Origin of the sequence: Bradyrhizobium sp. U531 (assembly GCF_051710265.1) — a bacterium.
Taxonomy (GTDB): domain Bacteria; phylum Pseudomonadota; class Alphaproteobacteria; order Rhizobiales; family Xanthobacteraceae; genus Bradyrhizobium.
The window spans coordinates 1-761 of sequence record NZ_JASVEN010000037.1 but is presented as its reverse complement, the minus strand read 5'-3'; the positions used below and the strand labels follow the sequence as shown (position 1 = coordinate 761).

The following is a 761-nucleotide window of genomic DNA, read 5'->3' as shown; positions in this document are numbered from 1 at the left end:
CTGCCAAGGCAGCAGCGCTAGTGTTGAGCGGCTTTGTGTATGTCGAATGTTATTGAGCATAGCTGCGCTACTGAGGATGCAGTATTGACATTTTGAATGTGTTGATGGTAGGTGATGTTTGTGATGTTCGATGATGACCGGTGATGGTTGTTGACGGTAGTTGACGGTGGTTGATGAGCCTTAATGGTTGGTGATATAAAGTGTATAAATTTGTGGCGGGAGTACGTATTTTATCGTCAGTGTGCCCGAGCGGTCTAAGGGGGTAGACTCAAGTTCTACTGTGTTCGCACTCGTGGGTTCAAATCCCACCGCTGACATGCCTACTTCACTTGCTGGAGCTTCCGTGCCTTTCTGCGCGGCGTCTGCTCGCTCACGCGTTTGCACGGGCCTTTTTCACCTTTCTCTCTCGCTTGATTCATCTATCGCGCGCACACCCACTGCCCTCACCATCCTCACTGCGAAATGCATCACACGTTTGCTGCACGTTTTTACAATCACCGAACCTTCCTCGGGCAGCGTTTCGCACACCCAACTCTCGTACAAGATTGCAGCAGATATTGAACCGAAAGTGACTGGCAATACCACACAGCGGCTTTTCAACAAATCCACCACTCTTTGCACCATCGCAGCAGGTATTTATTTCGCTTGTTCTCAATAGCGGTTTCCACGTCACTGCCGTAAATGACTACAGGCACAGCAGACTGTGGCAGCAGACTGTGGCAGCAGACTGTGGCAGCAGACTGTGGCAGCAGACTGTGGCA

The 761-nt window shown here is 50.7% G+C and carries 1 tRNA gene; it reads left to right on the top strand.

Features of this window, described 5'->3' with window-relative positions:
- Positions 1 to 235 precede the first annotated feature (235 nt).
- Positions 236 to 317 (top strand) — tRNA-Leu (locus QRQ56_RS39190).
- Positions 318 to 761 lie beyond the last annotated feature (444 nt).